This is a genomic window from Sphingopyxis sp. OAS728 (genome assembly GCF_014873485.1).
Classification (GTDB): Bacteria; Pseudomonadota; Alphaproteobacteria; order Sphingomonadales; family Sphingomonadaceae; genus Sphingopyxis.
The window spans coordinates 1,408,247-1,432,666 of sequence record NZ_JADBDT010000001.1 but is presented as its reverse complement, the minus strand read 5'-3'; the positions used below and the strand labels follow the sequence as shown (position 1 = coordinate 1,432,666).

Sequence of the window (24,420 nt, the reverse complement as noted above, 5' to 3'; positions counted from 1 at the left end):
TGAACAGGATGCGCAAAACGCAGATTTTCCCTTATTGTTATATTTGCTCGATCAGCAGCCAAGAAAGCATATACCAAATTGGTCCATATAGGATGGAATCGACAAAGACTTTGCTATGCACGTTCATTGGCGGCACTTATAGCCACGCACGGAAGATCGCGGGGGGCGGGATCGAGTGAGCGAGTATTATTGGGTCGACATCAGCCAGCCGTCGGACTTCGACGCGCTAACCGGCTTAATCGACAGCGAATTTGCGCCGGCGGAGGTCGTGGCCGAACTTAAGGCGAGCATTAGGCCGGCGGTGCGCGGGGTGCTGGTCGAGAAGGGCTATATCGACAAGGATTATCGCAGCACTTTCTACAAGCATTATGCCAAAAAGGGCCGGGACTATCGCGACGATTGCATCCGCCTTCATTTTTTCGCTGAAGGTATTGGCTTCGATCCCGCGACGACCGATCTCAGCGCTCCCTCCGGGACTGTCAACGAGGGGCAGTATTACGGATTCATCGTCCTGCGACCGACGATTGTCGCGACCATAGGTCGTTCTATCCTGTCTCCCGACATCCGCCTCGGCGCGCGCGGCACCGCCATCCAAGCTAAGCATAAGGTCCATCTGCTCGGCTACACGCTGACCGTCTGGGGCTTTCCGTCGATGGCGCAGCATATCGACATCAGCGTCTGTGCTCATGTGTCCTGCTGGTCGATTCTGCGCCATTACAGCGAACGCTTCCCGCAACACCGCGAGCTGCTGCTTCACGATATCACGCTGATGGCGTCGCAGTTCGATCCAGGCGGAGTTACCCCCGGCCTCGGTCTCGACATCGGCGAAGCCGAAAGGGTGTTCCAGGCTGCCGAGACCTATCCCCTGATCGTCGTCAAGAGGGGCGACGAGGACGACCGCTTCTACGCGCAGATGATTGCCTATCTGGAATCGGGCTTTCCCTTGTTCATTGCCCTCGACATCAACGGCGAGGGTCATGCGATCGTCGCCGCCGGCTATTCGTGGACCAATCCGCCCAAGGCGCCCCCATATCTCATTTCGCACGCCTGGGAGCAGATCGAGTCGATTCTCGCAGTGGACGACAATTTGCTGCCCTATGGGTGCATCCCGGTTGATCCCGTCGAAAGTGCGGCGGCAGGCGGTCCCGCGCCGCCCTATGTCGCGATGGATTTTTTCGCCTTCATCGTCGCCCTACCCGAAAAGATATTCTATCCGGCGATCACGGTCGACACCTACACCGAGGATGTTCTCTACCCGCTGCTGACTGCAGAACTGAAAGGCCTTCCTGCCGAGGGTGTGATGCTACGCCGCTATTTTGTGACGACTATCTCGCGGCTTCGCGACTTCGCACGGTCGCGACATTCCGAGCTCGGCACGGAACTGCTCAATATTCTGATGCGCCTCAATACCGCGCAATTCGTTTGGGTCGTTGAATATGCATCCGACGAACAGTGGAAAAACGGCCATATCGCCGCGCGCGCCATTCTCGACGCGACCGCGAGCCCGCGCGATCCGGTACCGATTTGGCTTGCACATGACCATGAAACGGCGTTGATGTTCGATCGCAACAATCCCGAGCTTGATTTTACCGCTTTGAAACTCGACCGCGCGCATGAAGCACCGCTGGGACGGATGGAGCTGAATCTACGGCAGGTTCGGAAATGAAGTCCGATTGCGACTTGTCACGCGCCGGAAATTGAAACAGGGGCAGGCACACCATGGACGATGCACTGAAATCCTATCTCGCCGGCAAAGAAACACGCCGGTCCGATGCTGCGACGGCGCGGTCTTATGGTGACAATCTCAAGAAGGCGATGCCGCGCATAACGCACGATATTCGTGAGGGGAGCAAGCTCGCGTCGCAGATGCGCGTTTCGGGCGCAGCAGCCAACCGGCCGAAACCCGAATAGCGTCAATCGGTCAGTTTGTCTGACGCCGGATCGCGGCGAAAACGGCTGTAGGCCGTCTCTATTATTGCCTCGAGCGCATCGGCCGACGCGCTGTCGAGATTGGGGTCCTCTCGTAGCAGCTTGCCCATGAGAGCGAGCGGTTCAGCCCGGCGCTTTTCTCCGCCAACGTAATCGACAGGATTTAGACCCGCCCATGCCGAAAGCTTCGCGAGGCTTTCCGCGTCGGGTTGGCGTCCGCGTCCCATGCGCGAAAGTGTCGTCTGCGACACACCGGTCGCCTCGCTCACCGACTTCCAGTTCGTGTTACGGCTCGTGACCGTTGCAGCTAGAGATTTGAAATAAGAAGAGAAATCAAAGTCGGCGACACGGCTCATGCAAAAATCTTTCGTGATTGCTAAAAAGCAATTGCATTCCTGAATGGCAATCCATATAATTGCTTATCAGCAACTACATGCCAAAGGAGAAAGACAATGGCAAGTCCCGACAAACCGGAAAAGCCAGACAAGGATCCCAAGCCCAAAAAAATCCGGATCGAAGTCAACGGTAACGAGGTCATCGTTACCGAGCGCGAGATGACCGGCGCCGAGATCAAGGCGGCGGCGATCGAACAAGGCGTCAATATCCAGCCCAATTTTGTCCTGCAGCTCGAACTGCCGAACGGAACGAGCAAGGTGATCGCCGACACTGAGGAAGTGAAGGTGCATAATCACATGAGTTTCACGGCGATCGCGCCTGACGACAACAGTTAAGGAGCGGCGCGGTGAACCAGGATGTCCTCGAAGCCATCGAAGAACTCAAACGTGCTTTCCCGTCCTCGGCCGTCACCGTGGTCGAGGACGGTCAGGGCGGTGCGCGCGTAATAATCGAAACGTTGGACATCGGTGAGCGTTATTGCCCACGCTTCACTTGGATGGGGGGACATATTACCGCGCTATATCCGAATGCCGACATCTATCCCGTATTCGTCGGAGGTGATGTTCGACGATCCGACGGTCGCGCGTTCGAAGTACCGATCACGGCCGGGATGACATTCGAAGGCCGCCCGGCGCTGCAGGTGTCGCGCATGAACAACCAGATGCACCTCGCGCGCCAGACCGCACTCGCGAAATTCCTAAAGATCCTGCATTTTCTGGAGACCGTACAATGACCGGAACGTGCGACGTCTGGATCAGTGCCGCCGACCATGCAAGGCTCATGAACCATCTTTATCCGGGCGACCGGGACGAGCATGGCGCCGTTCTACGCGCGGGCATCGTCGAGGCGGGGAACGGACTGAGACTTCTCGTGCGCGACATCGCGCTCGCCGAGCCCGGCATCGATTATGTTCGTGGCCAATATGGCTACCGGGCGCTCAAACCGACCTTTATCCACAAGCACATCACGGGCTGCCGTGACGAGCGGCTCGCTTATCTCGCCGTCCATAACCATGACTGCGACGATTGGGTCGATTTCAGCACGATCGACCTAGAGTCACACGAGCGCGGCTATCCCGCCCTGCGCGACATCGGCAAAGGCGTTCCGGTCGGCGCCCTCGTCTATGGCCGGCGCGCCGTCGAGGGGGATATCTGGCTGCCCGACGGCGCGCGCGCCAGGCTTGGCGAATATCGGATTATCGGCCAGTCGATCGCGCGCCGAACCGCACGCCCGCGCACGGTTGATGACGGTGGGGGCATCTACGACCGCCAAGTCCGGATGTTCGGCAAGGCCGGGCAGGATCTTCTCGCGGAAGCGCGGGTTGCGATCGTCGGGCTAGGCGGCGTCGGTTCATTGGTCGCCGAATATGCAGGCCGTCTCGGTGTTGGCGAACTCCTGTTGATCGATCCAGACGTGATCGAGGACACCAACCTCTCGCGGGTCGTCGGCGCAACAGCTACCGACGTTGAGGCAGCTCGCCTCAAGACCGAGATCGCGGCGCGCTTGATTCTTACCGCCAATCCCGCCGCTAAGGTCACGCAATTCCCCTTTGACGTGCTCAACGCCGACGCAGCGGATGCGCTCAAGAGCTGTGACTATATCTTCCTCTGCGCGGACTCAATGCGCGCGCGACTGCTCGTGAATGCGATCACCCATCAGTATTTCGTTCCGATGGTGCAGCTTGGGGCGAAGATCGCAACGGACGAGGCAGGCGCGCTCAGCGATGCAATGAGCGCGGTCCGCTCGGTTCGGCCTGGCGAAGGCTGCCTATGGTGCAACGGGTTCATTCCTTCAGGCACGCTGGCGCTGGAGGCGAAGTCCGACGAGGATCGCAAGGCCCAGGCCTATGGGACGAACGAGCCCAATCCGAGCGTGATCACGATGAATGCCGTTGCGGCGGCGCAGGGCATCAACGACTTTCTGTTCGACTTTCTTGGTCTTCGCGAGGCGAGCGGTGATTGGCGATATGAGCATGCGCACTTCCTCGCTCGCAAGACAATGAAGGTCGTGCCGCACCGTGAGCCTGAATGTTCGGAATGCGTTCGTCGCTACGGTCGTGGCGACGCCCTTGGACTGCCCGGCGTTATGGCTCGGCCGGTTACCGCTCTGACGCCGAAACATGGATGGCTGGCACGGTGGAAAGAAGCGGTCGGGGCATGGTTCCGTCGTCATCCTCGCACATGATCCTTGCCGACGGTGCGGATGCTTTCGGCCAAGGTATGGCGGATGGCGCCGGCATCTATCGCTCGCGATGGACTTATTCCGCAAGCCTTAGCGGGGCGGCGGTTCTCAAAGCTCTGATGATGATGCCTGTCATTGGTTGGAAAGGAGGAAAAGATGAGCAAGACGTTTAAGCCCGGCCAGACTGCACCGCGGTCCGGCCAATATGAGCAGATCGGTCCGCGCGGTGGCAACACCGGCAGCGAGCGCACGGTGACGCGCGGCGAGCCGCTCCCGCCGACGCCCAAGCCCGGAATGGGCTACCGCTTGGTCGATCCGACCCGGCACCGCTGAGGCGCTGCACGGGGCGCCAGATGGTTACGCGACACTCGACCGGTAAATATTGTTTCGGTTGGGGCAGTGATTGTACGCGCTTTCCGTGCCGGCTTGTTGGGGATCGGGGCGATCTGCGAAGATCGTCCCGATCAGCTCGCAATCCGACGCTTTGATATCACGGGCCTCTTGGCAATGTTGTACTTCCGTTGAGATTGGACGGTTGCAACGCCGCGTGTAAATCAATCTTTATCCGAACATCTTCTTTGCCATATGTCAGGCCGGAACCAGACGGTCTCCAAACGGCCATTTCCTGCCATCGCATCGAGATCGGCGACCGACGACGCAAATGGGGTGAGAAGCGGACGCACCGGTTCGCTTGAGGTGAGGTTAGTAAGTGATGATGTCGAGACGCTCGATATAGCGTCCCACGTACTCCCAACGACCACCGATCTTTTCAAGGGCAACCGTCTCTCGTTTTCGCCTGCTTTTTATTTGCGCAAACGCCAGATTGCCGAAGAAGCTGGGTGTCGATAGGCTTGCCCTATCTCGGCAACCAAATCTGAGCAGGTTGTCGATCGTGGATTCTGCGTCGAGGATGAGGGATACGTCCCGATGGCTGGATTGCAATTGTGCGCGCTCTAATTCCGGCGCTCTCGGATTAGTTTCATCCTTATCGGTCCACCTTGGATGGTGGCCTGAAGGCTCGACGGTCTTGACGGCAAGACAGGTCGTCACGGGCGCGGATCTGGCCAATTCCGTCAAAACCGAGCGTTCATCATCCGTTGCAACCGGCAGGATGAACCAAAGGGCAAGCGCCATGCCGACCAATACCAGCCCGCCAATTATGTGCCTGACAGTAATTCTCGGCGAGATCATTAGCGAACTCTGCCCCAAATTGCGGCGACGTACAACTTACGGCGCCAACGTCCACTTTCGGTCGCTTCCGGTCATGTGCAGTCATTTTGACGCGAACGGCCGCTTTCTGAGATCCGCGCCCGAAACCGGCCTGACAGCAACCGGCCATTGCGGGTCATAATCGAAGTGTGAGCCGGATAGCGACATTATGCTTCGTCAGCTTCGGACGCCGGCGATAGCTAGTCCGTGGGAATGGAGAAGCGGGCGCTGTTCGTATAATAGGATACGACCGGCTTTCCTTGCGCGTCGAGCGCTGGCTCGATGGGCGTCAGGTTGCTCGATCCAACTCGCGGCACAGCTCGAAACTCGTGACGATGGTTTCCCCTTTATAGAGTGCGGGACCGATCAGCCGCACAAAGCGGAGCACGCCTGCATCGACCATGGAGATGAGGGGAAAGACGCCATCGAAAGGTAGAAGTCCGGAATAGTTTGACGCTTGTCCGCGCATCTTTAACCTTCCCACGCCCTTGACCTTCTCGCCTACCGGTTTGCGCTCGCGCATCTCTGTTTCCCGGGCGCGGTCGGCGATCAGCAGAAATTCGGTTCTTTCGCCGGCATGGGCGGCGGGTGTAACGCAAGACGCCACAAACTCGAGGAACAAAAATTCTTCATGGGCGGTGGGCTGAGATGGGGAGCCCGCACCGAAGACATAACGAGAATAATGTCGTTCAATCCGGAACTGATACTCCGTTTCGGGAGCGGCCTGTTTAGACATCTAAAGCGGCACCGTGACACCGATTCGACCGGGCTTCTGCGTGAATCCGGCGCCAGCGGCTTCGAGCGCCTCGCGCATCTTCTTGATGGACGCCGGCGCCATCGGGTGACCGGATTCGAAGCGAGCGATCGTCACCCTAGTCAGGCCACTAGCCTTTGCTAGATCGTCTGCGAGCCAGCTTAGGCCCATACGCGCCATCTTACATTGCGTCGGTGTCATGGTGATACTCGGTATATCAACAGAGGGGGGTGAGACAAGTCAGTCATGACCGCTCACTTTGACACCGAACATAGACGCGAGAGCGGTCGCTGGCGCTTGTCGCCAGTCACGTGCTATCGGTATCACATGTCTTCTTCGCCTTCGGCTAGACGGCAAAGACTCCGCAAAGAAGCACGCCAATGTTTCTTTTCTTTTTGGCGATGGCCATCACAACTTCCGGCGCTCAACGCCCCAGTTGGAGAGCCCCTCCTGCTCGGTAATGATGGATCCTTCAATGATGGGTTCGCTTCGCCCGCGATGTGAAGATTGCCGCTGCCAGCTATGGGGCGGAAGTTTTCAACATCCGCATATTGCAGGCGGTGCCGGAAATCTGCCCGACGCCTGTCGGCCAGAAATCGCGATGCATGCAGCTTCGCGACCAAAGTTTGTGAGCGAGAGCACGCCCGCGACAAAATTCATGTTGTAAATCATAACATCAATATATATGCGGCATCACCATGAGACAGCCGCGATCCTACAAATCTCCTTTGCGCCAGCAGAAGGCTGAGGCCACGCGCGATGCTATTCTCCAGTCGATGGCGGATTTAATGGAAGAATGTGGTCCGGAAGCGGTCTCCAATCGCCAGCTGGCCGAGCGCGCCGGGGTAACGGAGATAACGATTTACCGTCACTTCGAATCCCGCGGGGCCCTGCTGGCGGCGCTGTGGGATCGCAGAAACAGGATCGAAGGGGTGAAGGGAGGCTTCCCCGAAACTCTCGATGGGATCGTCGGTCGGCTGGACGAATTGTTCGCGAGTTTCGATCAGACCCCCGCGCACATCCAGGCGACGCTGACCACGCCGCAGGGGCGCACCCTTCGAGCCTCTCGCGATGCAGACCGGCGTGCCGCTTTTCTGAAGGCGGTCGATGAGGCACCGGGCCTCGACGGTGAGGAAAAGCTGGCAGCCGCCAGCGTGCTTCAGCTTTTATATTCTGCATACGCCTGGCTCTCGATGAGGGAGCAGTGGGGCATGACCGCTGAGCAGTCGGCGAAGGCGGCCGCTTGGGCTGCTCGCACGCTGATTGCAGATCTCAAAAATCCCAGCCGCGTTCCGGCGTCGGCGGGCCTGTCACGAAAGACGAAGACTCAATGATTGCGCATTTTTCCTTGCCCGCGCGCGACCCCCAGCGGACCGCTCGGGTCTTCGCAGAAATCATCGACGGCGTGGCCATGCCTTTCCCCGTCGTCCCCGGGGCCTGGGTCGCGATCGCACGCGATGGTACGGGCCTTGGCGTCGAGGTGCTTCCGCAAAGCTCCGCGCACAACATGGGCGAGGGCGATACCGATCCCGCGCGCCGAGCAAACGGACCTGAAGTGATGCCGTGGGAGGTCCAGATCAGACAGGATGGAGCCGCGCAAGCGGCGAGCGGATTTCACGTGGCTTTGACGAGCAACATGTCGGGCGAGGCAATAATAGAGCTTGGACGGAAGCATGGCTGGCGTGCCGTTGCTTGCGATCGCGGGGGCGTATTCGACCTGGTCGAACTTTGGATCGACAATCGCTTTCTGGTGGAAGTCCTGCCGCCCGAAGGAACGGCCCGCTATCGCTCTTTCTACCGTCCCGAAGTCGCAGGACAGATGTTTGGCGCTGCAATCTAAAAGCGTAGGTCTTTCAAATACGCTCATCAGGCGAAGCGGCGCCCAACCGATGTCTGCACTACTAAGCGACTAAGGGAGAAGAACGAATGCCGGTTTGGAGCAGAATGCATTGTGGTGCGGTCGGCATCTATCGACCATTTCTTTGGATCTTAGCCGTCTTGCTCGGCGCTTGGACATCTCCCGTTCTGTCGGCGCCCGAGCCTTCCAGCGTTCCCGATGAGATCGACCAAATTGTGGCGCGGCAAATGCAGCTGAACCAGATTCCGGGCGTCGCAGTCGCAGTCATTGAGCAGGGTCGCGTCGTCAAACTCGCCGCTTACGGCAGCGCCAATCTCGAATGGAATACGCCGGTTGGAACCGACACGCGGTTCCAGCTCGCCTCGGCGACCAAGATGATGACTGGCCTCTTGCTGATGCGGCTTGTCGAGCAAAAGAAACTCGGGCTCGACGACCCGCTGACGCGCTGGATTCCGGAGGCACCTGCTAGCTGGTCGGCCATACGCGTGCGGCAGCTTGCTGATCACACATCGGGTCTTGCAGAGCAGCACGGCGCGGCGCGCGATGCGACGCTCAGCGACATCCTCGCCGCCGCAATGGCCGCCCCGCTTGCATATTCTCCCGGCACGGAGGCGCGATATGGCTTTACCGATTTTGCCGTTCTTCGGGTGATTCTGGAAAAGGCGGGAGGCGATACGCTGCCGCAGATGCTGCGCCGGGAATTGTTCGAGCCCCTCGACATGCGCGAAACGGCGTTTGCCAACGCGAGCGACGACGGCACCGTCCGCGTCGGCGACATCCTGCCTCGGCGCGCCCAGATTTATGGCCTGCGGGATGACGAACTTACGACCAGCGATTTCTTCTTCGCGCCGCAAGGATATGGCGCAGGCGGGCTTTTCGCTTCGGTCGGCGACCTTGCCAAGCTGTTCACCGCGCTTGACGAGGGGCGCGTGCTAAGCGCTCAAAGCCTGCGCGAGATTGAGACTCCCGCGACATTATCCAACGGCAAACGCGCACCCTTCGGCCTCGGCTGGATCGTCCGGCCCTATGGCGGTGACACGCTCGCCGGGCATAGCGGCGGGCCGGCGCTCGCCGATATCTGGCGGATCGAAGACCGAAAGCTGACGGTGATCGTCCTGTCGAACCAGCAGGTCCAGCATCCGCTTCTGGCCGAGGCGATTATCGGCACCCTCCAGCCGCCATCGCTTCGCGAGCCCGCGGCGAGCGATGATCATCCCGAAATCGCGGCAAATATCCGGATGGCGTTAACCAGGGCGGCAGCGGGGGACCAAGGCGCGACGGCGGCGTTCGCGCCGTCCGGTGAGGATGCGGCGCAAAGCCTTGGTTCTCCGTTCGCGCGCGCCATGCTCCGGGGAATGGGACCGCTACGCAGAGTCGAGCTGGTTGGCGTCAAAGCCGATGGCGATCGGCGGTACAGGCTCACCTTCGCGTACAAAACGGTGGTCTGGTTGGCATCTGCCAATGCCGATGGACGTCTGATCGGTTTTCGACCGGAGTGAGGAAGGTCAGGGCGGGCCCTTGCCGGTCGCACCGTGAATTCCGACCGCAACTGACGTTCGTCTTCGTCTCGCACCTGCCGAGCGAGCCTTCCGAGATGTCGGACCGAAGTCGTGCGCGTTTGATCGCTGCCCTGCGCCTGTGAGCGAGCATCACGATGCTGTCATTGAAACGATTGAAAGCCGTCGGCGTTTCTCGGATTGCTAAGCAGGATAAACAATTGACCTCGCGAGAACTGACAGGTGTAGGGTGGCTTCGGGTCGCGCATAGTCGAGAGAGCGCTTCGCAGCGGCGGCGGCAACGTGGAGACCAGCTTCGATCCCGAGGAGGCCGACGCGCCATGGAGTTCCCCGTCTGACGGACGTGGGAGCTCGAACGGGCTTCATCCTCGCGTGACGTGAGACGCAGTGGCAGACAGCCCTTTTTTGCCCCTTTTTCTGCATGCCCCGAGCCACTTTGCAGCTGCTAAACAGGTGACAATTCGTCGCTCGCGAGTGCAGCCCCCAGGCGGTCCAGGCGTTATGCGGGGATGAATCAAAGCGAAGATTTTCTCAGCATTGCGGAAAAGGAGCTGCGCTTCATCCGCGACCTCATCGCGCAGATCGAAGCGGATGTTTTGGAGCCCGACGGTCTCGACAGGGCGGGCGCAGTGGCGCTGCTGGCTGAAGTGGCGGCGGACCGAAGACGCCTGATCGAACGGCTCGAGCCTTATGCGCCGGACGGTGGTGCTGCCTGGACGGGAGCGCCAATCTAGAGCGAAGCGCTTGCCGATGCGCGTCGCCGCAATGCGGGAGTGCGGACTTCTACGGTCGCGCGGCGCGGAGACAGCATTGCCGTGGGGGGCCTTCCGCCGCGACAGCTCCGCGATAGACTCATACGGGAAGGCGCTCGTTGTTCGGCACCCAGTCGTTTGCATGGACAATGAATTCCTCGATTTGGACTTCGTCGGTTGGCATTCCATCGTCCTCCGGCTTTCGCCGTGCGCGGGCGATCCGCCCAACCCCAGTACGTGCCGCGTGTCGGAATGCTCCGGGCGAGCTTCAAACCGGGCCCGTATCACCGACGATCCGGCTCCGGTTGTCGCGCGCCGTTTGCAAAGACCGCGCGATCGCTTGCCGGAGCGCCGGATTGCGTCTGCCGCCATCTATAACAGCTATTAAAGCGCCATTCGGTCTTAGCCGCCACGGGACATGGCTGCGGAACGAAGGCGTGCCGCCAGCGTTGACAATGGCGACGTCGCCAGCCGACGGCCAATGACCGTAATTGTCTGGCGATGGGGTTTCATGCATGCCGCGATCGGATCAGCTTAGCCGTGAGGAGTTGCTCGAGCGGCAGGCGTTCCAACTCGATCTCATCGCGCGGCTTCGCGATATCGACGAGCCCGCCCGCATGCTGCAAGCAGCGTGCGCGATGCTCGGGCGCGCACTCGAGGCCGGGCGCTGCGGTTTCGCTTCGATCAGCGAAGACGGCCAGATGGTGCGCGTCGACAGTGACTGGGCCGGCGATCTTTTCAGCCTTGCGGGCGAATCGCGCCTCCTCGACAGTTTTGGCCCCGAGGTCATTAGCGAGCTTCGCGGCGGCGACACGCTTGTGGTCGCTGACAGCGAACGGGATTCCCGATCCTCGGGCTATGTCGAGGGCTGGCACAGCATCGGCACCCGCTCCCTGATCGTCTGTCCGCTGATGAAGGACGGGCGCCTCGATGCGCTTCTCTATGTCCATCATTCCGAACCGCGCGACTGGCGCATCGCCGAGATCGCGCTCGTCGAAGATGTCGCGATCCGGACGCGCGAAGCCGCCGACCGGGCGCGCAGCGAGGCCGCGATGCGGGAAAGCGAGGAACGCTACCGCAGTCTCTTCAATTCGATCGACGCTGGTTTCTGCGTCGTCGAGGTGAAGTTCGGCGATGATGGCGAAGCGGCCGACTACCGTTTTGTCGAAGTGAACAAGAGCTTCGATGCCTATACCGGCATCGCCAATGCCGAGGGGCGCTGGATGCGTGATATCGCACCGGTTCATGAGCAACATTGGTTTGAACTTTACGGCCGTGTCGCACGGACGGGCGTTTCCGAACGCGCCGAGCTTCCGGCGAACGAACTCGGCGAACGCTGGTATCTCGTCCACGCCTATCGCGTCGATGCGCCCGAGAAACATCATGTCGCGGTGCTCTTCACCGATCTGACCGAGAGGCGCCGCACCGAAGAGGCGCTCGCCGCAAGTCGGGAAGAGCTTGAGCTCGCGACGCGAGCGGCCGAGCTCGGTCGTTTCGATTACCGTCCTCGCGACGGCACGCTTGCCTGGGACGATCGCTGCCGCGCCCTCTTTGGCATTTCCGCGGGAGCACCCGTTACTTACGCAACCGCCTTTCTTGCCGGGCTGCATCCGGATGACCGGGACCGTGCCGATGCGGCCGTCGCGGCGGCGCTCGACCCCGACGGGTCGCATCGCTTCGAGGTCGAATATCGCACCATCGGCATCGAGGACGGCGTGCTGCGCCACCTTACTGCGCACGGGATTGCTTTTTTTGAAGAAGGTGAACCCGTCCGGCTGATCGGCACGGTGCAGGACGTCACCAAGGACCGTGAAGCGAGCCGCGAATTGCGCGAGATCGGCGAGCGGCTTCGGCTCGCGGGACGAGCGACGAACGATGCGATCTGGGACTGGGATTTTCGCTCCAATCATGTGACATGGAACGACGCGCTCGAGCGCGCTTACGGTCATGCGCTCGCCGATGTCGAACCAACCGGCGAATGGTGGCTCGCGCACATTCATTCCGACGACCGCGACCGCATCAACCAGACCATCCACGAGGTTATCGAAGGCGCCGACAGCGACTGGGCGGGCGAGTATCGCTTCGAGCGCGCCGACGGCAGCTTCGCCGACGTGCTCGATCGGGGTTATGTCATCCGCGACGCCGAGGGCGCTCCGCTCCGGATGGTAGGCGCGATGCTCGATATGTCGGCGCGCAAGGCAGTCGAGCGGCAACTCGAGATCGAAAGGCGGCGGCTGGTCGACGAAGTGGCGGCTACCGCGGCCGAACGCGATCAGGCCGAAGAGGCGCTCCGGCAGTCGCAGAAGATGGAAGCGGTGGGGCAGCTTACCGGCGGAATCGCGCACGACTTCAACAATCTTTTGACCGGTATCTCGGGATCGCTCGAAATGATGCAGATCCGCATCGCGCAGGGGCGCGTCGGCGAGATCGAAAAATATTCGGTCGCGGCGCAGGGCGCGCTGCGCCGTGCAGCAGCGCTCACGCACCGCCTGCTCGCCTTCTCGCGCCGCCAGACACTCGATCCAAAGCCGACCGATGCCAATCGGCTCATATTCGATATCGAGGAGATGGTGCGCCGGACGGTCGGCCCTGCCATCGCGGTTGAAACCGTCGGGAAGGCAGGGCTGTGGAGTACGCTCGTCGACCCTAATCAGCTCGAAAATGCCATCCTAAACCTTTGCATCAATGCGCGCGACGCGATGCCCGATGGTGGGCGCATCACGATCGAGACGGCCAACAAATGGCTCGATACGCGAAGCGCTCGGGAGCGCGATCTCGACCCGGGCCAATATGTTTCCATCTGTGTGACCGACAGCGGCACCGGCATGGCGCCCGACATCGCCTCGCGTGCTTTCGACCCCTTCTTCACGACCAAGCCGCTCGGCGAAGGGACGGGTCTCGGGCTCTCGATGATTTACGGTTTCGCGCGTCAGTCGGGCGGGCAGGTCAGGATCTACTCCGAAGTCGGAACGGGTACCACGGTATGCATTTATCTGCCGCGGCACTTGTCTGATGACGATACCGACGCACGGTCCGAAGCCGCACAGACAACGCCGACGCTCCTCGTGCCGACGGCGGCGGGATGCATATTGGTTGTCGACGACGAGCCCACCATTCGCATGCTGGTCGTCGAGGTTGCGGAGGAGCTGGGTTTCAGCGTTCTCGAAGCCGAAGACGGCCCGGCCGCATTGCGGCTCGTGGAGACGCATCCGGCGATCGATCTTCTGATCACCGATGTCGGGCTCCCGGGAGGGATGAACGGCAGGCAAGTCGCCGATGCGGCTCTTGCCCTGATCCCGAAGCTTCGGATCCTGTTCATTACCGGCTATGCGGAGAATGCGGTGATCGGTAACGGACAGCTTGCACCGAACATGGCGCTCCTCACGAAACCCTTTCCGATGGAAAGCCTCGCCCAGCGAATTCGCGACATCATCCGTTGACGCCGCGGGCTCTGACGCAATTGGCAGCTCTTAACGCACTTTGTCCAAGCGTCGGCGATCTGTTCGAAACATCAGCCTGCGGCCGGAGACCGCGGAGCTTGATCGGCTGACGCCGTATCGGCGGGGGTAGCGGCGCTATTCTGCGACGCTGTCAGACCGATGTTTTCAAGCGCCGCTTCCAGGCTTTCCCGCGTAAATGGCTTCAGCAATACGGGATGGCCGTCCCAGGCGGGAAGCGGCGTTTTCACAAAGCCGCCCGTCGAGACGAGAAAAGGGATCGCTGCCGCGTTGAGCGCGGCGGCGATCGGTCCGCTCGTTTCGCCGTCGGCGAGGTGGACATCGATGATAACCGCATCGAAATCGCAAACCCGGACACGGTCGAGCGCGGTTTCGACGCGCTGGACGACGCCTGCGGAGGCATAGCCAAGCGCTTCGATCAGCTCCTCCAGCATGAGACCTATGAGGGGGTCATCCTCGATGATCAAAATCCGGCGCTTCACGGCGTCATTCTCCATTAGGCTTTACAGATACGGCTCTTCCAACTTGCGTGCGAAAAATTGGTCCGCTCCGCTGGGCGCGCGCGATAATCTCATGGAAGCCGTTTCGGAACAATCCCCGCCTGCCGCTGTTAATCTCAAGGGAAATATGGAGGCATTGTGACCGAAAGCGGCGAAAACACAAGCTGGATGGAATATCACCGCAGCGTGATGGATTTGGGGCCGCTCAGCATTTTCATCCGCAAACTTCTCAATCGGTCGCCACTTTCATCAAACGACCAACTGGCGTTGAGCCGCCTGCCGCACGACATAATCCATCTAGCTCCCGATACGAACCTTCTGTGCGAAGGCGATCGCGTGACGGTCTGTCCGATATTGCTCGAAGGGTTCGTTTGTCGATACAAGGTGGCGGCCGATGGCGGACGTCAGATCGTCGCTCTGAAAATTCCGGGCGAAGCCCTCGACTTGCAGTCCGCCTACGTTCACACCGCAGATCACGACATGTATCCGATCACTCCGGCGGTGGTGGCGCGCGTGCCGCTGACGGAGTTGGAGAAGCTGGCAGCGGAGCGGCCATCGATAGCGCGCGCTCTGATTGTGGATGTGCTCGTCGAAGGGGCGATATCGAGGGAATGGCTCCTGAATATCGGACGGCGAAATGCCGAGGTGCGCTTTGCGCATCTGCTTTGCGAGACCTTTTATCGCATTAGCGAAGTCGCTGGGCTGCCTGTTACAGATTTCGATGTGCCCCTCACACAGCAACAACTCGCCGACGTGCTGGGATTGACGCCCGTGCACGTCAATCGAATGGTCAGGAGGCTCTCCGAAAAGCACGCGATCCGGCGCATGGGAAGGCGGCTACGGGTTTCGAACATGACGCGGCTGCTGGAGATAGCGCATTACTCTGATTTATACCTCCATCGGACCGGCCATGAGCCTTCATCTATGCTAGACGAACAATAGGCCAGTGTCATGCGGACAGGCTGCCGGACGAGAAAGCAGCAGCAGCGTAAGTCGCGAAAGTCCAATGACCAATGTAGGTCACGCCAAAGCCGCCGGGATTTCATCAGGAGAAGTCATTGCCCATAGTCAGCCGCTCACTGCTCGCGCTCTTTTCCCTTCCGATGCTAATCATTGCACCGGCCTTCGCGGCGCCGCCGCCGCCTCGGATCGATGTGATCGCCTATTCCGCTGACCTGAGCGAAGAAGGCCTTGCCGAAGCCTATATGACGCTTGTGGCTTACTCCGGAGCGTTCGAGCGGATTGCCACGACGACGGAGCGCAGTGAGGTGCGAGCATGCGGACTCCAGAACAGCGAGGCCTGCATACGGGCCGTTCTCAGCGCACGCGGAACCCAATCGACAGGGTGATAATCTCGGCGCTGTTGCATCGCCCGTTCACGATCATCGGCATAGCCCGATGGCGAAGCGTGAAAGCCCCGTCATCGCGGGCAGCCCTGGCAAAGCCAGCGCTATACGGAAGCTGCCGAGCCGCCGCCGCTACTTGGCTGTGCACTCTGAAATCGTGCCCGGCATTGGCGCCTGCGTCGCCGACCATAAGGCGCCGTCCGCCGGCGGCGCGGCTGATATGCAGAATGGCGCGCTCATCAGCAATAGGAGCTTCGGAATGTATCTGGACATCGCTTTATTTCCGGGATCACGGCGGTTTCCATGGTTTCGGCGCTGCAATTCGGAATCCCGATGGCCGATCAATGTGTCCGCCTTGCTCAGGACGCCTGCTACGCGCCCCAGTTGGTCAGAATGACATTATTGCCGCTGCTGCGTTTTTCATGAACGACGCGGTCGCGCTTCTCATAAGCTGCGTTCTCATCATCGCCGTACCAGCAGTAGCTGGCATATTGACCGCCCATGCTGCCGTAGTTGGCATTGACCCAGCTGGCGAAGCGATTCTTGTATTGCAGATTGTTCGTGTAATCGCCCCAGAAGATGTCGGTGACGAAGTAATTCCGGTTCGACCCGCCCATCGCCCTGATGGAACGGAACATCGGCGTCTCGTCGGCCTGCATGGCCTGCACCGCGCTTTCGGAGACGCTAGCCGTTGCACTGGCGAGCACGGCTAGTGCGATGAGATATTTCATTTCTGCCCCCTTCATTCAGATTTCGCTCGCATCCGCTCTTTGGCATCCTGCGGCGATACCCATTTGTAGGGTCACATGCTGAGGGGCCCTTGTGGATCGAACGCCGCCGGGGCAACTGAAGAGCGAGTTTATTCAGAAGGCCGCTCGGGGGGGCGCAGCTTGGTAAAAGACGACCGCTTTTCACCCGTGTTTCAGCAGATGATCGATTCGCCGGAATCGTCGCTGGCGGCGTTGCAGAATGATGCATCCGCGTTCGAGGCCGCGGTCATGGCCGAAGAAGCCGAAAGCCATGTCGCGCAGGCGGCTCTGCTCGACCGCCGCGCGCTCGCATTTCTTCTTTTCGCTGGCGGGGGCGCCCGCATCCCGCTCGACCAGCCAGAATGGCTACCGGATTTTGATTGCCTCGATGACGTCCTCGCGCATGTCGATGCGCGGAGCAACGATGGTAGGCTGATAAGCTGCGCGCGCGACGACGCGCCGCCCTTGTTCGGGCTATGGGCGCCTTGCTCCGAGACACTCGGTTGGAATTTGCCCGCTACTCTCCGCGCCGCTATCGACGATCATCCGGCAGGCTCGATTGCGGTCTTCGCCAGCAATTCGGCGGAACCCCTGGAAGATGCGGTGGCGGCCTTCGGTCTCACGTCATTGCAGCAGCGCACCGTGGCGGCGGTCGTTCGAACGGGCAGCGTCAGGCGCGCGGCAGAACAGATCGATGTTTCCTACGCGACCGCGCGCGAGGCGATGGCCACGGCGGCGCGGCGCATGCACCTTCCCAACACGCCTGCGGTGGTGAGAGCCGTCGTTGCGGCCGCATTCGGCATTTTACCCAGCGACATCGACGGCCAGCTTCAACTCGCTGACATGCTTTGCATCTCGGACCGGCAGGCGAAGGTCGCACTCCTGATCGCGAGCGGCGCATCGCGCGAAGAGGCGGCGGCGTCGATTGGAACGAGCGCGGCCGTCATCAAGAAGGAACTGCAGACCCTGTTTGCGACCTTCGGCCTGCAAAGTGCTGCTGAACTCACCCGCCTCATTACGGAGTCGCAGGCGTTGCGGGCTTTCGCGCGGACGATCGACAACCCGCCAGGATTCCTCGACCTGTCGATCGAGCCCTCGCGTTTCTCCGTTCGCCCCAACGGCCGCGGTATCATCGCATGGAGCGATTACGGTCCGCGATCGGGGCGTCCGATACTGATCGTACATTCGAACTGGTGCTGCCGTGCGGTTCCGCGGCCTCTGCTCACCGTACTGCAAAAGCGCGGCTGGCGACCGATCGCCGTCGACCGGCCGGGATTTGGCGCGACCAGCCTCGGGAACGCGTCACGAGAGGACCCCTTCAGCCAGGCTATCGAGGATGTGCTGCAGCTGATGACCTCGCTCGGCATCGAGAAATTGCCGGTAATCGCGCGCTGCGGGGCTCAGTTCGTGCACGCCTTCAAGTCGGCGCAGCCCGACAGGGTGGGACCCGTGGTGCTGGTCTCTCCGACCCCCCAAGCAGACGCCGCCGGCAAGCGGATGGGCGTCGTCGGCGCTTTCAAGGAAGCCTTTTACCGAAGCCCGCGGCTCGTCGAGCTTTTCTTCCGGGTGATCAGCGCGCAGTTCAGTTTCGAACGTGTCGTCCACCTTATGCGCTCGATCACGCGTGGGTCCGCCGTAGACGAAAAGCTATGCGACGACCCGCAGTTCATTCGTGATCGGTTCCGCGCACTTCGTCCATTCGCCTGCGGCAATTATATCGGGGGTATTTTCGAGGAACTCGTCATCTCTCATGGTGGATGGAATTTCGAGCCGCTCGATTGCTGCGACTGGATCGTCCTGCAGGGCGCCGACGACCCCCACAATGACGTTGAAGAGGTGACAGGGTACTGGTCGCGGCTTCTGCCTCGAACCAGCATGGAAACCGTCGATAGCGCCGGACGCTTCATGACTTCCAGCCATCCCGAGCTGATCGTGGAGCGCATCGAGCGCCTCTCCTCGGCGACCTGAATTGGCACTTTCCTCATGCACTGCACCGACGCAGGAGATGACCCTACAAATGGGTATGTGAGGCGAGGGAAGCCGTTGTTATCCAGATGGGGCGTGCTGCGGGGAGGCGGCGTGTTGCGACCCCACGCAACTTCCCCGCGCCGTCTTGGGAGGAAAATTGATGAAACGGTTCATAATTTTCGCCGTGGCCATCGCCACGCCGGCAGCCGCACTGGCTTCGAACGTCGCCTATCGGCCCTGGTGCAAGAATGCGGCCCATGGCCGCAGCTACTCGGGCGGGTACGGATGGATCTCGGGCTCTTACTCAACCAGCGACGAATGCTGGCGCTACGCCAACGGTCACAAGCAACAGGGCCACGAAACCGGCTGCAGTTCCGTGAACGCCAATACCGGCGAATGGAAATAGTCTTTGACTGGTGGCGGCGCAGCGAGAAAGACCGTTCGAAAGCCGCCTCGATTTTTGCCCTGCTGCTCGCTGCTGTACCGCCGGCACGGCATGAGGGGCTCTGCAATCTCAAGCTTTCCCGCGCCGGTTTTCGGATAATCAAGATTTTGACGACGCGTTCTGCCGACGCCGTTCCGACCTTCTGTCACCATGTCTGACGCCGCTGTCGGATGGGCCTTGATCACCGTGCTGTCTCTCGCGGTCTATTTCGGCGTGCCAGCGGTTATTGCGGCGTTCGTGCGCGTTAATGCCGAAGCGCGGCTACACCGCGAACGGCGGCAGGAAGATCTCGATGAACTGCAAAGATTAGAGATGCTCGACTGGCTAAACCGGGAGCAGATCGAGAACGAGGAGCGCCTGGACAAGCCATAGTGCGGTAGGTCGGCTTCCATGGGCGGCGACTTATTGGCATCGGGTTCCGCGATGAGTTCGCAGTCGGTTGATCCGACACATGGTGTCAGGCAAGTGGCGGAGGGAATGGTGAGATTGCAAGCGTTAACAGCTGCGGTTGCTGCAGCCGCAATCTGTGCTTCCGCGGCGCCAGCGAGCGCTCAATCAATGGTGTCGTGCAAATGGGACCGCTTCTGGATCGATTCATCTCCCACCTATCGCATTGGTGCTGACCGGTGGGAGCGGTTTGATAAAGCTGCATGGGCGTGGGTGCCGTTTGGCTGCGACGCCTACATGGCGATGCCCGCTCGATGTACGGTGCAAACTATAGATCGGCTCTATTCGCGAATTGCGAAGGTCGCACAAGACGATGGCTTGAGTTATTCTCGCTACGACTTGGAGATCGAGATCGATCGCATCAGCGGCGAGGCTCATTGGACGAGGAGTGGAAAGTCGACATACCCTGCTTCGCCGGATTTGAATATGGTGGTAGACGAACAGGGTTCCGGTAAATGCGAGGCCGCGACAGATCCCGCTGGAACGCCTCGTCCTGCGCCGCGAATGTAAGAGCGAATCCCTTTCGGGCCGCGCGCTTCGACATGAAAATACTGGCAGCCGAATATAGAGCGCAACTAAGCGCACGGAGATGATGATCTGATCGCGGCGCGCCGGGGGGGGGCCGTCGCGCAATTGGGGGGCTTTGAATGAGCAAGATTATTAGGTCGCTTTGCGCCGCAACGGTGCTTGTCTGGGGATTGACGGCGGTTCCGGCGGCAGCGCAAATCCCGACGCGGGCGGCAATCGACGCGGCGTGCAAGCCGGGCGCCGATCCGCAGGCGGCGGGCGATGAGAGCTATGCCGGCGGGCTTTCGCCGCGTGGGAGCGGGTTGACGCCGCAGCATATTCCGGGAGCGACCACCGTTTCCGCCCGCGAGGCGAAATGCATCATCGACCGGTTCGGCGCTGAAGTGCTGGTCCTCGCGGCGATGGACGATGGGGACAAGCTGCCGGGGGCGATCGACGCGGGCTCCGCTTCGAGCGCCGATGCCGCGCTCCAGCCTCGCTATGCGGTCGCGCTCGCCGAGGTCGCCCGCGGCGACTCGCCAATGTCTGCGGATATTCGGTACAGATTCTCACAATGCAAACGAGGGGGCTTGGATGCGCCGATTTTTTTGGGGGATGGTGCTGTCGATCGCCGTTATGACCCCTGCCAAGGCGGAATATGGCTGGTGCACGATACAGAAGGACGGGTCGTACGACACATATCTTTCAGCGGTCGTCGACATCGGCGAGGGATCGAATGTCGGTCAGGAAGTGCTGACGCGCCAGTTTGGCCGCGCGTTCCAGAGCTACGTTGCACAGTTCGAGACAATCGTTCGCGAGCCCGACTGCCACTCCTCCAAACGACTGAGCGATGCCGAGGAAGGCAACAGGCGCTATTCGATGAGCGTCGGACAAGTCATTCGGACCAACTGGCGGGGAGGATGGCCGGCGCCCGGCGCGCCGTCTGGTCCAGCCGCGGCATCGGGTAGCCATCTTACCGTCTCGTCACCGCCAGCGCCCGCCGCTCCGGAGTGGAGCGAGGCGCAGCAGCAACAACAGCGTCAGGCGGCCGCGGAACTAGCCCGCAACATCGCCGCCAGCGCCAAGGCGAGGGCGGAATCGGAGGCGGCGCTCACGGCGTTTCTCGACGCCATGCGCAAGCGGGGGCGCGCGCAATGAAACATCATCTGAAGATCTTCGCACTGGCGATCGCGGCCGCGATGATTGGCGGTCCCGCGATGGCGCAGATCGAAGGCGCACAGCCTTTGCCGGTCGGCCAGCCGCTCACGCTCGCGGCCGGTGAGCGCAACGCGGTGCGCTATTTCTATTTCGCCGGCGTGCCCGGGGAAACGCGGAGCATCGACGTCAGTCTCGCCGGGAAAGTCATTATCGAAGTCTATGACGCCGCTGGAACGCTGTTGATGGTGCGGAGTGCGAGCGCCGGACGGTCTTTTGACTTCATACCCTCCTACGCCGAAACCTATGTCATCGCCGTCATCCGGCCGGGCGCGCCCATCGAAGCCGTGCTGCGGACGTCCGTCGTAGCGCCGACCCTTCAGCAATCGCTCATGGCCATAGGCGTGGGCTATGAGTTCGCAACCGAGCATGGTGTTTCCCGATCGTGCTGGAGCGAGCAAGGCGCCGAGGTCACGCACACAGGCACGCTTCGAAAGGGCGACGCCTTCACGCTGCATATCAGGCTCGGCGCGGATCGATTGTCGCAAACAAACGAGACGCTTGTCGGCGCCATCGCTTCGCGCAGCACGGTCCGTAGCTGGCTGGAGGGTGCCAACCGCGTCACCGAAGTCGACACGAACGGCTCGGTCAGCGTCTCCAAACAGATAAACGATCCAGCCAGCTTCCGCTGGCTGCCCGGCGTCGCGCGCAAGTGGTATCGCTACACCTGTCCAAGCTAGAGGGAGGCGGATACTTGCGACGCTAAAGGCGGCATTAGCCGTTCGAATCCGCCATATGCGCTCCTTGAAATAGCTGGGGCGCGTCAAATCGCCTTGGCCGACGCTTGCTGTCCGAATTTCAACATGCGCGTTTCCGGTGCCAGACTTGCTCCCGTGCCTTCGGACTCATTGCTGTCGGCTCGCCGAACATCCTCGAACATCAGTGGGCCGCATTGCGCTCCCCCGCTTGCCGCGTCCCGTCTGACACCTGAGCGGACCGGAGAGCCGCTGCGCACCGCTAAGCAACAGCGCGGTCGTGGCTTCACGGTCGACTGCCTCGGCAAAGAGATATCCCTGACCGAGGAGGCAACCTGCCGACATCAGTTCATGGGCCTGATTTTCGGTTTCGATGCCTTCTGCGATCACGCGCATATCGAGTTTCCCGGCAATCTGGATCAGTCCCTCAACGATCGCCATGCTGGCGTCACCCGGTGCGAGACGCGCGATGAAGCTCTTGTCGATTTTGAGGATATCGACCGGCACGGTCAAAAGATGGGTGAGCGAGGCATAGCCCGTTCCGAAATCGTCGAGGGCGACGCGGAGACCCTTGGCACGAAGCGCTTCGACCGCCCGTTGAACGAGCCGCTCGCCTTCACCCATATAGACCGTCTCGGTGACCTCGAGGATGACGTGATGCAAAGGCACGCTCTCCTTCTCGAAAGCCGCTGCCAGCAAGCGGTCGAGCATTCCGCTATGCATGTCCGCCGACGACACGTTGATTCCGACGTGCTGGAAGGGGATGCCCATGTCGAGCCACGCGCGAACGTCCGCTGCGACGAGCGCCATCATGCGCGCCGTCATCGCCACTGCGACATGCACATCCTTGGTTGCCTCCTGGAAGTCGGCGGCTGAAATGACCCGGTCACCAATCCGCATTCGGCACAAGGCCTCAAGGCCTACGATCTCCCGCGTGTCCAACCGTACGACAGGCTGATAATAGGCTTCAATCCGGTGATCGCGAAGCGCTGCGTCGACATCCCGAATCTCGCCGAGGCGGCGCGTAATATTTGTTCCCAAGCCTGGCCAGTAGCGCACGAAGCCGCCGCGGCCGGTTTCTTTGGCGTGATAAAGCGCAAAATCGGCATTCTGGCGGACCCTCTCCGCGACCCGGTCTCCGAGGGAAAGCGTGGCTCCGCCGATCGTCGCCCGCGGCACGATGACATGCTCGCCGCATTCGGCGGGTTCCGCAAGCGCGGCGAGTACCTGCTCGGCGAGCCCGTCGAGGTTCTTAAGCGAAGCGGGCGTTTGGAGCACTGCGGCGAATTCGTCGCCGCCGACGCGAAAAGCGGCGTTCGGCGCCACCGCAGCAGCGATCCTTTCGCCAGCGATCTTCAAAAGGCAATCGCCCGCATGATGCCCAAAGGTATCGTTGGCGAATTTGAGGTTGTCGAGATCGATTACGAGTAAAGCCCACCCGCCCGGCGCGGCGCAGTCCAGGGCTCCCAACGCAGCATTGAACGCCGCCCGGTTCGGAAGCCCCGTGAGTGCGTCGGTGAATGCGCGCAACTTGTGGGCTTCCATACGTTGCTCGCGTTCGAGCGCGATCGCGCAAAGGTGGACGCATTGCCTGACAATTTCACGTTCAAGTTCGGTCGGCCCCCGGCGTTTGCGATAATAGAAGGCGAAGGTTCCGACCGGTTCGCCACTGGCGTCCAAGATGGGACTCGACCAACAGGCCTTCAAACCAATCGGCAGCGCGAGATGCCTGTATTCCGCCCATCGCGAGTCGCTTTCGATATCGGTTACGGTGACTTCGGACCGAAGATACACAGCCGTGCCACACGACCCCGCTGTAGGACCAGCTTTGATCCCATCGAGGGCGACCGAATAGCAAGCCGGGAGGCTCGGCCCCGCGAGCGGATGGATAATTCCGGCGCCATCGACCGTCAGCACCGAACAGATGGCGTCCGGCACGAGGGTCTCTGCCTCGATGCACAAACGCGTGGCGGTGTTCGCCAGCGTATCACCCTTGGCTATCATTTCGAGAATGATGTTCTGAAGTTTTAACATGATCTCCTCAGATCCAGCGCCAGCGGCGATCATGAAGGGGAGCGAGCCGAGCACGAAAGCTTGAACCGAAGAGTTTAAGATTCTCCCTCATCCGAATGCAACGCTTCGCGCGGCCGAAAGTGTGCATGGCGGTTCATTACTGGAAAATATAAGGATTTGAAGATGTCGATCAAATGACAATCGCCTCAGCGAAGCGGTGTCCCCTACGAGACTAGGCTATCCCACGAAATCTCTGCTTTCATGCCCACCCGGTGGATCGCGAACTAAATTCGAAAGCCCACGCAATCGGGGCTAATTACTGGCCTCTACCCCACCACTGGAGCGCGCCGATCTTGTGGGTCTCGCGCAGCTTCGGACGTAGCCGAGCGGTTAAGCCGCCGACATTTGTGCGCGAGCGGAAGGCGCTGCGCGAACTCCATTTTTTCGACGTTCTCAACGATGACGACGCAAGCGCTGAACC

The 24,420-nt window shown here is 60.8% G+C and carries 26 protein-coding genes; 19 read left to right on the top strand and 7 right to left on the bottom strand.

Annotation, left to right across the window (positions count from 1 at the left end):
• Window positions 1-175 precede the first annotated feature (175 nt).
• Window positions 176-1,666: a hypothetical protein gene (locus GGC65_RS06685; protein WP_192646441.1), complete on the top strand. Its 1,491-nt coding sequence runs from the start codon at window positions 176-178 to the stop codon at window positions 1,664-1,666.
• Window positions 1,667-1,719: 53 nt separating this feature from the next.
• Window positions 1,720-1,911 carry a hypothetical protein gene (locus tag GGC65_RS06680; RefSeq protein WP_192646440.1) on the top strand — a complete coding sequence of 64 codons (192 nt, stop codon included), beginning with the start codon at window positions 1,720-1,722 and terminating at the stop codon, window positions 1,909-1,911.
• A gap of 2 nt (window positions 1,912-1,913) precedes the next feature.
• Here GGC65_RS06680 and GGC65_RS06675 read toward each other — a convergent pair whose 3' ends face one another.
• On the bottom strand, window positions 1,914-2,285 hold the full coding sequence (locus tag GGC65_RS06675; protein WP_192646439.1) for a hypothetical protein: 372 nt from the start codon (window positions 2,283-2,285) through the stop codon (window positions 1,914-1,916).
• Window positions 2,286-2,381: 96 nt separating this feature from the next.
• Between GGC65_RS06675 and GGC65_RS06670 the strand changes: the two genes are divergently transcribed.
• From GGC65_RS06670 to GGC65_RS06650, 5 genes are read left to right on the top strand one after another with little or no spacing between them, the layout of a single operon-like run.
• Window positions 2,382-2,660 (top strand): multiubiquitin domain-containing protein, encoded by a 279-nt coding sequence (locus GGC65_RS06670; RefSeq protein WP_192646438.1) that lies wholly within the window; start codon window positions 2,382-2,384, stop codon window positions 2,658-2,660.
• 11 nt (window positions 2,661-2,671) lie between these two features.
• Entirely contained in the window at window positions 2,672-3,058 is a 387-nt protein-coding gene (locus GGC65_RS06665) for a hypothetical protein (protein WP_192646437.1), read from the top strand.
• Complete coding sequence (locus GGC65_RS06660; protein ID WP_192646436.1) at window positions 3,055-4,509, top strand: HesA/MoeB/ThiF family protein; 1,455 nt, start codon at window positions 3,055-3,057, stop codon at window positions 4,507-4,509. The genes GGC65_RS06665 and GGC65_RS06660 overlap by 4 nt, the downstream gene beginning before the upstream one ends.
• The gene (locus GGC65_RS06655) at window positions 4,506-4,679 is read left to right on the top strand and encodes a hypothetical protein (protein WP_192646435.1); all 174 of its coding nucleotides are present in this window, start codon (window positions 4,506-4,508) and stop codon (window positions 4,677-4,679) included. The genes GGC65_RS06660 and GGC65_RS06655 overlap by 4 nt, the downstream gene beginning before the upstream one ends.
• A complete protein-coding gene (locus tag GGC65_RS06650) occupies window positions 4,663-4,839 on the top strand; it encodes a YjzC family protein (protein WP_192646434.1) in 177 nt (58 codons plus the stop codon). The genes GGC65_RS06655 and GGC65_RS06650 overlap by 17 nt, the downstream gene beginning before the upstream one ends.
• 369 nt (window positions 4,840-5,208) lie before the next feature.
• Here GGC65_RS06650 and GGC65_RS06645 read toward each other — a convergent pair whose 3' ends face one another.
• The 3 genes from GGC65_RS06645 to GGC65_RS23545 all read right to left on the bottom strand — a co-directional run bounded on the left by GGC65_RS06645 (window position 5,209) and on the right by GGC65_RS23545 (window position 6,586).
• Complete coding sequence (locus GGC65_RS06645; protein ID WP_192646433.1) at window positions 5,209-5,640, bottom strand: hypothetical protein; 432 nt, start codon at window positions 5,638-5,640, stop codon at window positions 5,209-5,211.
• 364 nt (window positions 5,641-6,004) lie between these two features.
• Complete coding sequence (locus tag GGC65_RS06640; RefSeq protein WP_192646432.1) at window positions 6,005-6,451, bottom strand: hypothetical protein; 447 nt, start codon at window positions 6,449-6,451, stop codon at window positions 6,005-6,007.
• Complete coding sequence (locus GGC65_RS23545) at window positions 6,452-6,586, bottom strand: hypothetical protein (protein WP_264081021.1); 135 nt, start codon at window positions 6,584-6,586, stop codon at window positions 6,452-6,454.
• A gap of 611 nt (window positions 6,587-7,197) precedes the next feature.
• Here GGC65_RS23545 and GGC65_RS06635 point away from each other — a divergent pair.
• From GGC65_RS06635 to GGC65_RS06615, 5 genes are all read left to right on the top strand, one after another.
• Entirely contained in the window at window positions 7,198-7,803 is a 606-nt protein-coding gene (locus tag GGC65_RS06635) for a TetR/AcrR family transcriptional regulator (protein ID WP_225940704.1), read from the top strand.
• Window positions 7,800-8,309: a hypothetical protein gene (locus GGC65_RS06630; RefSeq protein ID WP_192646430.1), complete on the top strand. Its 510-nt coding sequence runs from the start codon at window positions 7,800-7,802 to the stop codon at window positions 8,307-8,309. The genes GGC65_RS06635 and GGC65_RS06630 overlap by 4 nt, the downstream gene beginning before the upstream one ends.
• Window positions 8,310-8,395: 86 nt before the next feature.
• Window positions 8,396-9,826, top strand: coding sequence for a serine hydrolase domain-containing protein (locus GGC65_RS06625; RefSeq protein WP_318780129.1), 1,431 nt, complete (start codon window positions 8,396-8,398; stop codon window positions 9,824-9,826).
• 527 nt (window positions 9,827-10,353) lie between these two features.
• Window positions 10,354-10,578 carry a hypothetical protein gene (locus GGC65_RS06620; RefSeq protein WP_192646428.1) on the top strand — a complete coding sequence of 75 codons (225 nt, stop codon included), beginning with the start codon at window positions 10,354-10,356 and terminating at the stop codon, window positions 10,576-10,578.
• A 533-nt stretch (window positions 10,579-11,111) separates the two neighbouring features.
• Window positions 11,112-14,036, top strand: a complete 2,925-nt coding sequence (locus GGC65_RS06615) for a PAS domain-containing protein (RefSeq protein WP_192646427.1) — start codon at window positions 11,112-11,114, stop codon at window positions 14,034-14,036.
• Between the two features lie 71 nt (window positions 14,037-14,107).
• Here GGC65_RS06615 and GGC65_RS06610 read toward each other — a convergent pair whose 3' ends face one another.
• Window positions 14,108-14,536 (bottom strand): response regulator, encoded by a 429-nt coding sequence (locus GGC65_RS06610; protein ID WP_192646426.1) that lies wholly within the window; start codon window positions 14,534-14,536, stop codon window positions 14,108-14,110.
• 156 nt (window positions 14,537-14,692) lie between these two features.
• Between GGC65_RS06610 and GGC65_RS23705 the strand changes: the two genes are divergently transcribed.
• Complete coding sequence (locus GGC65_RS23705; protein ID WP_192646425.1) at window positions 14,693-15,496, top strand: Crp/Fnr family transcriptional regulator; 804 nt, start codon at window positions 14,693-14,695, stop codon at window positions 15,494-15,496.
• Between the two features lie 116 nt (window positions 15,497-15,612).
• On the top strand, window positions 15,613-15,903 hold the full coding sequence (locus GGC65_RS06600; protein WP_192646424.1) for a hypothetical protein: 291 nt from the start codon (window positions 15,613-15,615) through the stop codon (window positions 15,901-15,903).
• A gap of 368 nt (window positions 15,904-16,271) precedes the next feature.
• On the opposite strand, the gene GGC65_RS06595 is transcribed toward GGC65_RS06600, so the two are convergent.
• Complete coding sequence (locus GGC65_RS06595) at window positions 16,272-16,631, bottom strand: hypothetical protein (RefSeq protein ID WP_192646423.1); 360 nt, start codon at window positions 16,629-16,631, stop codon at window positions 16,272-16,274.
• A gap of 621 nt (window positions 16,632-17,252) precedes the next feature.
• On the opposite strand from GGC65_RS06595, the gene GGC65_RS06590 reads away from it, so the two are divergent.
• The 5 genes from GGC65_RS06590 to GGC65_RS06570 all read left to right on the top strand — a co-directional run bounded on the left by GGC65_RS06590 (window position 17,253) and on the right by GGC65_RS06570 (window position 21,911).
• Complete coding sequence (locus GGC65_RS06590; RefSeq protein WP_192646422.1) at window positions 17,253-18,617, top strand: alpha/beta fold hydrolase; 1,365 nt, start codon at window positions 17,253-17,255, stop codon at window positions 18,615-18,617.
• Between the two features lie 285 nt (window positions 18,618-18,902).
• Window positions 18,903-19,220 (top strand): hypothetical protein, encoded by a 318-nt coding sequence (locus GGC65_RS06585; protein WP_192646421.1) that lies wholly within the window; start codon window positions 18,903-18,905, stop codon window positions 19,218-19,220.
• Window positions 19,221-19,239: 19 nt separating this feature from the next.
• Window positions 19,240-19,434, top strand: a complete 195-nt coding sequence (locus GGC65_RS06580; RefSeq protein WP_192646420.1) for a hypothetical protein — start codon at window positions 19,240-19,242, stop codon at window positions 19,432-19,434.
• Between the two features lie 1,176 nt (window positions 19,435-20,610).
• On the top strand, window positions 20,611-21,174 hold the full coding sequence (locus GGC65_RS06575) for a hypothetical protein (protein ID WP_192646419.1): 564 nt from the start codon (window positions 20,611-20,613) through the stop codon (window positions 21,172-21,174).
• Between the two features lie 59 nt (window positions 21,175-21,233).
• Entirely contained in the window at window positions 21,234-21,911 is a 678-nt protein-coding gene (locus GGC65_RS06570) for a hypothetical protein (RefSeq protein WP_192646418.1), read from the top strand.
• 165 nt (window positions 21,912-22,076) lie between these two features.
• On the opposite strand, the gene GGC65_RS06565 is transcribed toward GGC65_RS06570, so the two are convergent.
• Window positions 22,077-23,993 (bottom strand): GGDEF domain-containing protein, encoded by a 1,917-nt coding sequence (locus tag GGC65_RS06565; protein ID WP_225940703.1) that lies wholly within the window; start codon window positions 23,991-23,993, stop codon window positions 22,077-22,079.
• Between the last annotated feature and the right edge of the window lie 427 nt (window positions 23,994-24,420).